This is a genomic window from Mycobacterium sp., assembly GCF_049683355.1.
In the GTDB taxonomy this organism is placed as follows: domain Bacteria; phylum Actinomycetota; class Actinomycetes; order Mycobacteriales; family Mycobacteriaceae; genus Mycobacterium.
In genome coordinates this window covers 1-2,326 of sequence record NZ_JBAUJB010000271.1, presented here as the reverse complement: position 1 = coordinate 2,326, position 2,326 = coordinate 1, and the positions used below count along the sequence as shown (strand labels likewise).

Sequence of the window (2,326 nt, the reverse complement as noted above, 5' to 3'; positions counted from 1 at the left end):
ACGGTGTCGATACCAGCGCTTCCTGCTCTGGAGTCAGAGCTCGCGCACACCGGTGAACCGGGCCATCAGCGCCGCCGCCGCCAACGCGTCGGCACGGGACCGGAAGGGCCCGACGGCGCTGCCGCTGCGGGGCGCGCGGACCGCCGAGAACCGCGGGAATGCCTCGTCGGTCAGCTGCACCCACCACCAGCGCTGGGGGAACTTGGACCGCCGGTTGTACGGCGGCGCGTGGGCGGCCAGCAGCCGTAGCTCCCGAACCCCGGCCTCGAGTTCGTGTGCGCACTCGACGTGGTCGACCGCGGTGGCCAGCGACGCCATCTCCTTGATCCGGGTCCTCGGGTCGGCGCCGTTGAAGTATTGCGACACCCGGCGCCGCAGATCGACGGCGGTGCCGACGTAGAGCACCTCCGCCGAAGGCCCCCGGAACAGGTACACGCCGGGGGCCCTGGGCAGGCTGTGGGCGAGGTGGCGCTTGCTGCGCTGCGCCGGCGTCACATCCGGCAGATACGACCGCAGCTCGGCGTAGGTGTGCACCCCCTGGTTGCCGACGCGCTCGATGAGCCCGTGCAGAACGTCGACGGTGGCCCGGGCGTCTTCGAGCGCGCGGTGGTTGGGAGTGGTCGAGGCGCCGAACAGGGAGGCGAGGGCGCCCAGGCGCACGCTGGGCGCCTCGTCGCGGGTGAGCACGCGGCGTGCCAGCCGGACGGTGCACAGCACCGGCGGCTTCGGCCACGGGAAATGGCCACGTTCGGCCGCAGCGCGCAGGAACCCGATGTCGAAACCGGCATTGTGCGCGACCAGCACCGCGCCCCGGCAGAACTCGAGGAACGACGGGAGCACCCGGTCGATCGTCGGTGCGTCGTACACCATCGCCGAGGTGATGCCGGTCAACGCGACGATCTGAGGCGGGATGGCGCGCCCCGGGTCGACCAGGGTGGCGAACTCGCCCAGGATCTCGCCGGCGCGGACCTTGACCGCGCCGATCTCGGTGATCGCGTCGGCTCTGTCACCGGTGGGCCGGCCGCCGGTGGTCTCCAGATCGACGACCACGAACGTGGTCTCCCGAAGCGTCGGGTCGGCGAGCGGATCGACGTCCGCAAAGCTGAGCTGACCCATGCGCCGAAGGTAAGCGCCACCCCTGACAAACCCCGGCAGCTGCGCCGCATGTCGGTTTCCCCGATCGCCGTGGCGCGGACTTGTCGGTACCGCTCTATACCGTGCGGATGATTCCGATCGAGAGGACGGGTGCGATGGCACAGGAACAGCGGCCGCCGGGTGATGGGCCCGGCCCGGACAACGAGACCGGGACGGTGACGATCGACTGCGACGACTGCGCAGTGCGCGGTTCCGGCTGCCAGGACTGTGTCGTCAGCGTGTTGCTCGGCGTACCCGAAACTTTGCTGGTAGACGAGCGTCGGGCGTTGGAGGTGCTGGCTGATGTGGGGCTGGCCCCGAGATTGCGGCTCGTCCCGATCCACCGGGAGAAGGGCACCGGAGTTGCCTGATGACACGCGCCGCTGCGAGCGTTGTGCCCATCACAGTCCCGCCTGTTAAATTTGCGTCTTCTGATGGACAAGGCCGATGCCGTTTCGTAACCTATCCGAGACCTGAGTGTTAGTTCGAGACGGCTCCGTTACGGCAGTTGAAGGACGCAAATCTTGAGGCTCGTTCGCGCGCACAGCAGCACCCGTCGTTCTTGGGGACCCGCCATCAGTGCGATAGCCGGGCTGACCGTTCTCCTTTCGGTGATGATCGGACAGGCGCAGGCTGACCCCGCCGACGACGCGTTGGCGAAGTTGACCGAACTGTCCCGCCAGGCGGAGCAGACCACCGAGGCCATGCACTCCGCGCAGCTGGATCTCGACAACAAGCTGCAGGTCCAGCAGGCCGCCGAAGCCAAGCACGCCAGCGATGTCGCGGCCGTCGAATCGGCCCGCGAGCAGCTTGCGACGTTCCAGAACTCGGTCGACACCCTGGCCGCCGCCCAGTACATGGGCGGGCGCACCTCCGGTTTCGACGCCATGCTGACCGCATCGTCACCGCAGGGCCTGATCGAGCAGTTGTCGGTGCAGCGCGTGATGGCGCACGAGATGCAGGCGCAGATGGCGCGCTATCGCGAACTCGGCCGGCAGACACAGCTGGCCGAGCAGGCGTCGGCTGCGTCGGCCGCCGAGGCGAAGACGGCCGCCGAGCAGGCCGCCGCCGTGCGCGCGGACCTCCAGTCCAAGCAGAGCCAGCTGCAGGTGCAGATCGCGGTGGTCAAGGCGCAGTACGAGTCGCTGACCCCGGTCCAGCGCGAGACGCTCGCCGCGATGCCGCCGCCTCC

The 2,326-nt window shown here is 69.2% G+C and carries 1 protein-coding gene and 2 pseudogenes; 2 read left to right on the top strand and 1 reads right to left on the bottom strand.

Annotation, left to right across the window (positions count from 1 at the left end; genetic code table 11):
- Positions 1–42: 42 nt before the first annotated feature.
- A pseudogene (locus WA944_RS16120) lies at positions 43–1,116 on the bottom strand (DEDD exonuclease domain-containing protein); the annotation flags it as partial.
- A 134-nt stretch (positions 1,117–1,250) separates the two neighbouring features.
- Between WA944_RS16120 and WA944_RS16115 the strand changes: the two are divergent.
- Together WA944_RS16115 and WA944_RS16110 are read left to right on the top strand one after the other, a co-directional pair.
- Positions 1,251–1,505, top strand: coding sequence for a hypothetical protein (locus WA944_RS16115; protein WP_370331402.1), 255 nt, complete (start codon positions 1,251–1,253; stop codon positions 1,503–1,505).
- Positions 1,506–1,658: 153 nt separating this feature from the next.
- Positions 1,659–2,326: pseudogene (locus tag WA944_RS16110) on the top strand (peptidoglycan hydrolase RipC); the annotation flags it as partial.